Here is a 6,545-nt window from a genome sequence, read left to right on the forward strand (position 1 = left end):
GGTCGGTGCGCCCCCGCGTCACCGGGCGAGTTCGATGAAAACCTCTTCCAGATCGGGCTCGGCGAAGGCGATATCAGTGATCACGGCCCCCTGCGAGCGCACATAGCCGAGAAGATCGCTGAGCCGCTTCTCCTTGCTATCCACGGTGACGGCGAGCGAGCCGTTTTGCACGGACCAGTGAAGCACGCCCGGAACGGGCAGGGTCGTCAGTTCGGGTAGCGGTCCCGCACAGCGAATCCTGATCACATCGCCTGTGGCGAACATTCTCTTCAACCGCTCGGGCGTTCCGCGAGCGATGATCTCGCCGTTCTTCAAGAAGACGAGTTCCTCACAGAGCTGTTCGGCTTCCTTCATGTAGTGGGTGGTGAGAATGATCGTGATGCGCTTCTCGCGGTGAAGAGCGGAGATGCTCTCCCGGATGCGCACGGAAATATCGGGATCGAGGCCCACCGTCGGCTCATCGAGAAAAAGTAGTTCCGGGTCGTTGAGGAGCGCCTTGGCCAGCGACAAGCGTTGCTTGGTTCCGGTCGAGAGCCGCTCAAAAGGAACGCGCCGATAGTCCTCCAGCCGCAGCAGTTCGATAACTTCGTCCACCTTCCGGCGAAGACGCGTGCCCGATAGCCCGTAAAGCAGAGCGTGGAACGTCAAAGTTTCTTCCACCGTGAAGCTCCAGGGAAAGTTGGCATTTCCGCTGGAGATATTGATGCGCTGGCGAATCCGGTGTCCGTCACGACGGGCATCAAGACCGAGAATCGTCACGCTCCCCTCATCGGCCATGAGCAGCGTCGCCAGGATGGACAGCAGCGTCGTTTTCCCTGCTCCGTTGGGACCGAGAATTCCGAAAAGCATTCCCTGCTCGATCTCCAGCGAGACCCGACGCAGGGCCTGCTTCGTCAGGGGGAAAGGAAAGCGACTGCGATAGGTCTTGCTCACACCCTTGATGTCCACGGCTCGCATAATCTCTTTCCCCGATGCGCCAGTTTACCTCAGAACGAGCAAAAGATGAAAGGCAGCCACCGATGAGGTACGAGACTTCGAGCCCTCATCGCTTCCGGATGGTCACTCCTGTGACACGAAGAACAGCTCGACATCACCCGTGCGAACGGAGGCGGGGCAAAGCTCAGTCGCCGGGAGCTTCGGACGACATCGGCCCGGTATCTCGTTGTGAGGAAAAGTGCGCCACGATGCGTCGGGCGAGTTCCTCGCCGACGAACGGACGCAGTTCCTCGACCGAAGCTCGACGAATTCGATCAAGACTGCCCAGATTACGCAGCAGCCGATTCTTGCGAATCTCACCGATGCCGGGGATGGCCAGGAGTTCCGACGCGAAATCGCGGTGCTCGCGCCGCCGGCGATGAAAGGTTATGGCGAAACGATGGGCTTCGTCACGGATCATTTGAATGAGGTGAAGCACGGGCGAGTGACGGTCCAGCCGGAGCGGCTCGTCCTCCCGGCCTTTCACGAAAAGGATTTCTTCGCGTTTGGCGATGGCGGCCACTGGCTGAGCGTTCAGGCCGAGATCCTCGAGGGCCGCCACGGCCGCCCGGAGTTGCCCCTTGCCTCCATCCACGAGCACGAGGTCGGGCAGATCGCGGTGCTCGCGCAGCAGCCGGGAGTAGCGGCGGTGGACGACTTCTCTCATGGCTGCGTAATCATCGGGACAGGACGCCGTTTTGATAATAAAGTGCCGATAATCGCTCTTTTTCATCACCCCGTCTTCGCACACGACCAGCGAGGCCACGGTCTCGCTCCCCTGGAGCGTGGAGATGTCGAAGGCTTCGATCCGACGGGGCAGTTGCGGGAGATCGAGGGCTTCGGCCAGAGCGGCGAGCACCGTCTTCATCGAGGGCGCACCGACGCGGAATCGCTGCTCGAAAGCCAGACGCGCGTTGCGCATCACCAGGTCCAGCAGTTCCCGCTTCAGGCCACGTCGAGGATCCCTCAGGTGCACGCGCCGCCCCCGCTTCTCGCTCAGCCACGATTCAATCAGCCGCCGATCCTCCAATGCCACCGGCAGGTGAATCTCCGCCGGGACGTACTCGGCTCCCGCGTAGTACTGCGTCAGTACATCAGACAAGAAGGCCTCGGGTCGGAATGCCTCCACTCCCTCCCAGAAGAAATCGCGCTTGCCAATGACCTTCCCCTCCCGCAAGGTAAAGAGCGAGAGCGCCACACGTGATCCATCCGTGTAGTACCCGAAGACGTCAATATCAATGTCACAGGCAAGGGCCATCTTTTGATCCTGGCGCACCTGCTCGACCACGCGCAGGAGGTCGCGATACCGAGCCGCCGCCTCAAACCGCAATTGCTCGGCGGCCTGCTCCATCCGCTGGCGCAAACTTTCCACCAGAGCCTCGTCCTTCCCTTCGAGAAAGAGCTTCACGTCACGCACCGCTTCCTCATACTGTTCGAGACTGAACAGACCATGCACGCAGGGGCCCAGGCATCGCTTGATGTGATATTGAAGACATGGCCGCCCCCGCCGCTGGTAAAGCTCGAAGACCTCGTTCGAGCACGGCCGGAGATGGAATTCCCGATGGATGAGTTCCAGCAGCTTGTCGGCAAGCGAAGCCGGCAGGTAAGGACCGAAGTAGAGGGCTCCATCTCGCTCGACACGCCGAACCTTGACCACCCGGGGATAGGGCTCGTTCACCGTCAGCTTCAGATGAGGATAGTACTTGTCATCCTTGAGCAGAATGTTGAACCGGGGTTGATAGCGCTTGATCAGATGGCTCTCCAGAATGAGAGCTTCGACCTCCGTATCGGTCACGATGTACTCCAGGTCGGCAATCTGAGCGATCAGTTCGGACGTTTTTATGTCCTGGGGGCGCGACGGCTGAAAGTATTGGCGCACGCGATGACGCAGGTTCTTGGCCTTCCCCACATAGATGACGTTTCCGGCCCCATCCCGGTAGAGATAACATCCGGGCGATGTCGGGAGATGTCGAATCTTTTCACTGAGCGTCATAGCCCGACCCTCTCCAGCACCTTCTCCGTCGCATAATAAAGGGCCACCCCACCGAAGACGACCAGAGACATGAACCCGCGCTCGGCTTTGTTGATCTCCGGGATGAGGTCGGACGTCGCCACGTAAAGCGTCACACCGGCTGAGAGGGGAAGCGCATAGACGACCGATTCTCTGGCGGCGGCCACAGCCGCCACACCGGCCAGCGTCGCCAGCGCCACGACAGTCGTCGCCGAACGGGCCACTTGCGGCGACCGACCCGACGCCAGAACAATTGAGGCCACGGTGAATCCCTCGGGGATTTTATGAAGCACAATAGCGATGAACACAATGAGTCCCAGCCGGGGATCAACCGTTGTGCTCGATGCAATGGCGACCCCATCAAAGAAGGTATGCATCGCCAGGCCTCCTACGGCCGCCACCATCGCCGGTGTTGCAAGCACGGCTTCTCCATGTGTTTCTTCTCCGAAATGGAAATGGGGAGCAACCGTGTGCTCGAAAAATTGAATGAGCAGGTAGCCGCCGAGGACAAGCAGTAAGGGAATTTCCATCTGCTCGTGCCATCGCGGCAAACGCAGACTGGCGGGAATAACCTTGAGGAAAACGGCTGCCAGCAAAAATCCCGCACCGAGAGCCAGCAGGTATGTCAACGGCGTCCGGCTCACCTTGTTTCCGGGTGAGGTGATCCACAACCCGCCCAGGATATTGGCCAGGGCCGCCAGCAGGCCATAAAGCACGGTTTCTCGCATCATTCTTCATCCACCGCCGAACGAAGGCCATCCGACCTTCATTCAGCCTGTTGGTTCCACCGGACAGAACAGAATTATAGCCTCTGCGTGGCTGATTCGCTCAGAGTTTTCGTCCCGGAATCTTCCACTCCCGCCGATCCCGATCCGCAGGAACGAAAGGACACCCCGGACGGCATGCGTTCGAGAGGTTTTTCGGAGCATTGAGAATCGGTTCCACCGCCACGGATGAAAAGCGCTCAATACGGTCATCGGTGGGAAGGCGATCTTCAGGGGAGTCGCTTACGGGGAATCCACGACAAAGGAGGAAAATCCGAGCAGTGCACGCTTCCGGCGTGCTACCCTTGTCGAAGGCAAAAATGGCAGGCTAGAAGCTGGGCTTCCGGGGTATTTTCAGAGGACGCCGGAAAATCGTGTGGATCCGGGCAGGCAGACTTCTGCCGGGGCCTAACGCGCCCTTTGATCTCTACTGATGAGGCCAGTGATCACTGCTGCCGGAGCTGTTGCAACAGCTTCTCGGCATCCGTGCGATACGGACAGACGCTTTGCAGAATAGCTTCGAGCTGAGCGCGGGCGCGGTCCACCTGGTGAGTTTTCAAATAAGCCAGGGCCAGATAGTAGCGAGCGCGGGAGCGGGTGTATCCGGCTTCCAGTTCGACAGCTTTCTCCAGCGGAGCTACGGCCTCGGCTGCACGTTCGGCCAGAAGTAACGCTACGCCCCGATAGAAATAGGCCGCGGCGTTGTCAGGCTGAAGCTGAACAACTCCCTCGAATTGTTGGGCTGCCGTCGCATAATCGCCGTTTTGATAATTGGCAATGGCTCGCTCAAAGAGGGCGGCCGCATCTCCGCTCCGGAATGGAGCCCGATCAGAGCGTGGTGGAACATAGTCGGCTTTCGGGACGGCAAGTGATTCCCAGGACAAAGGCGCATGGGCCATCTCCGGACTCGTGGATGGTGGCCTCCCGCTGTCGCGCAGGAAAAGGACTGTCACCACCAGACCGACAACCAAAAGGATCGAGGCTGCCGTCAAGAAAGCTCTCCGCCCCCAGATCGGCGGCTTCGTGCCCGCTCCAGCGGCCGCCGACCACCGTCGCCGCCGATCAAGCGCCATTTGCCGTTGTGTTCGCAGCACATCCATCACAGGCGCCATGGTATACAGCTCGTTGTGGCAGTGAAGGCACTCGACCAAATGATTCACAAACGCCTTGCGCTCGGTCTCTCCGAGCAGGCCCAACTCGTAAGCAGCAATCAACCGACCCAGACGGGGATTGGTGCATCTATTATTGTCCTTCATCGTCCACCTCGTAGAAGGGGGTTGCAGGTTGAACGATCCGAGGATCATCCATCGGAACAAGCACCAGATGAGCGTTTTGAACGGAGACGCCGAACTCATTGACCAAAATTGAACGCAATGCTCGCCGACAGCGAAAGATGCGGTAATGGATGCGTGTGGGAGGAATGTCGAACTCCTCGCACAGTTCCTCAATACTGGCTCCATCGGCCAGTCCGAGAAGCAGATCTCGACATTGAGGCCGTCGTTGCCCCAGGCGGTCAAGGGCATGAGCGAGGATCTTCACGGACTCCTGCAAATCCCACAGTTCGTAGGGATTGTAGATAGGATGGCGCCTTCTCTGCCCCTCCAGGTAACGGCTCTGCCGCTCCTGCTTCTGGTAGAAATTCCCGATCTTATTGCGGAGTACCTTGGTGGCGAACATGAGCAGGTGCTCGGCATCGCGCAGCTCGTTCAAATGTTCGTAAACGGTCATCAGCGTCTCCTGTACCACGTCTTCATAGTCCGTCCCTATTCTATATTTTGCCAAAGCCGAAATTCTTGCACGTAAGAACACAAAAATTTCATCCCAAGCGCTGGTCTGACCGGCGCGAGCCTGAGCGATTAATGCGCTAAGGGCCTCTTCTGTAAGAACTTTGCCTTTTTCTCCCACCGATTCCCCGCCTTTTCAGCCTTATTTTTTCCCGAAGATGCCGATCTCCGCGGATACGCATCCGAATCGGGCGTTAACTCCGGCGGTGCATCCGGGATTCCACCTCCCTCGTCAGAGCGCAGCTTCAAACCGGCAGTCGAGCTTCGGTGCGCTCAAGACACCGGTTTGCTTCTCTCCCGGTATTTGATCAGGCACGTTCATCTTGCAGCTTGCCACCGGTTTTCAAATTCCCCGGGAGCAAAGGCCTCCATGCTGCTTGTTTTGCCTCCCGGAGGAAGCACGCTATGTACGCCCCCAGGAGCCTTCACCCTTACGCCCGAAGGCTGCGGTGAACCGCGCAGGCGAGCGCTCTGAGAGAATAGGGCTTCTGGAGCACACCCACAGCTCCCTCTAATCTCTCGGCCACCTGCTTCGGATCGTATCCGGTCACAAGTAAGATTTTCGCCTGTGGATCCATTTTCCGCAACTCGGCGAGGGCGTGATGGCCGCTCACGTGCGGCATGACGACATCGAGCAGGACCAACCGGATGTCGCCGCGATGGGAGGCGTACAGCTCGAGGGCTTCCTGCCCGTTCCTCGCACAAAGGACACGGTAGCCCAACGTCTCCAACATGCGTTGTCCGACATCCATCACCATCGGTTCGTCCTCAACCAGAAGGATCATCTCGCCCTGACCGAAGGGGATATCGTCGCGGATCACCGATTCAGGTTCGACGGGGTGATCGGCTTGCGGCAGGTAGAGATGAAAACGGGTGCCCTGGCCCACTGTGCTCTCGACATCCACCCAGCCGCCGTGCGCTTTGATGATCCCGTAGACGACCGACAGCCCCAGTCCGGTCCCTTTGCCCACCTCTTTGGTGGTGAAGAAGGGCTCGAAGATGTGGGGGAGA

Annotated in this window: 6 protein-coding genes; all 6 read right to left on the reverse strand. The window is 59.0% G+C overall.

Annotation, left to right across the window (positions count from 1 at the left end; translation table 11 throughout):
- Positions 1-18 precede the first annotated feature (18 nt).
- Positions 19-957 (reverse strand): ABC transporter ATP-binding protein, encoded by a 939-nt coding sequence (locus VNM72_05945; GenBank protein HXF04940.1) that lies wholly within the window; start codon positions 955-957, stop codon positions 19-21.
- Between the two features lie 163 nt (positions 958-1,120).
- Entirely contained in the window at positions 1,121-2,968 is a 1,848-nt protein-coding gene (gene uvrC / locus VNM72_05950; protein ID HXF04941.1) for an excinuclease ABC subunit UvrC, read from the reverse strand.
- Positions 2,965-3,717: a ZIP family metal transporter gene (locus VNM72_05955; protein ID HXF04942.1), complete on the reverse strand. Its 753-nt coding sequence runs from the start codon at positions 3,715-3,717 to the stop codon at positions 2,965-2,967. The genes uvrC and VNM72_05955 overlap by 4 nt, the downstream gene beginning before the upstream one ends.
- Before the next feature lie 479 nt (positions 3,718-4,196).
- The gene (locus VNM72_05960) at positions 4,197-5,006 is read right to left on the reverse strand and encodes a tetratricopeptide repeat protein (GenBank protein HXF04943.1); all 810 of its coding nucleotides are present in this window, start codon (positions 5,004-5,006) and stop codon (positions 4,197-4,199) included.
- On the reverse strand, positions 4,993-5,655 hold the full coding sequence (locus VNM72_05965; protein ID HXF04944.1) for a sigma-70 family RNA polymerase sigma factor: 663 nt from the start codon (positions 5,653-5,655) through the stop codon (positions 4,993-4,995). Before VNM72_05965 ends, VNM72_05960 begins: the two co-directional genes overlap by 14 nt.
- Before the next feature lie 310 nt (positions 5,656-5,965).
- On the reverse strand, positions 5,966-6,545 hold a 580-nt coding region (locus VNM72_05970; GenBank protein HXF04945.1), incomplete at its 5' end, for a response regulator.

This window comes from Blastocatellia bacterium (genome assembly GCA_035573895.1).
Classification (GTDB): domain Bacteria; phylum Acidobacteriota; class Blastocatellia; order HR10; family HR10; genus DATLZR01.

Coding starts and splice junctions, on each gene's coding strand:
- VNM72_05955 (HXF04942.1), bottom strand. CDS start 3,717: ATGATGCGAGAAACCGTGCTTTATGGCCTGCTGGCGGCCCTGGCCAAT.
- VNM72_05960 (HXF04943.1), bottom strand. CDS start 5,006: ATGAAGGACAATAATAGATGCACCAATCCCCGTCTGGGTCGGTTGATT.
- uvrC (HXF04941.1), bottom strand. CDS start 2,968: ATGACGCTCAGTGAAAAGATTCGACATCTCCCGACATCGCCCGGATGT.
- VNM72_05945 (HXF04940.1), bottom strand. CDS start 957: ATGCGAGCCGTGGACATCAAGGGTGTGAGCAAGACCTATCGCAGTCGC.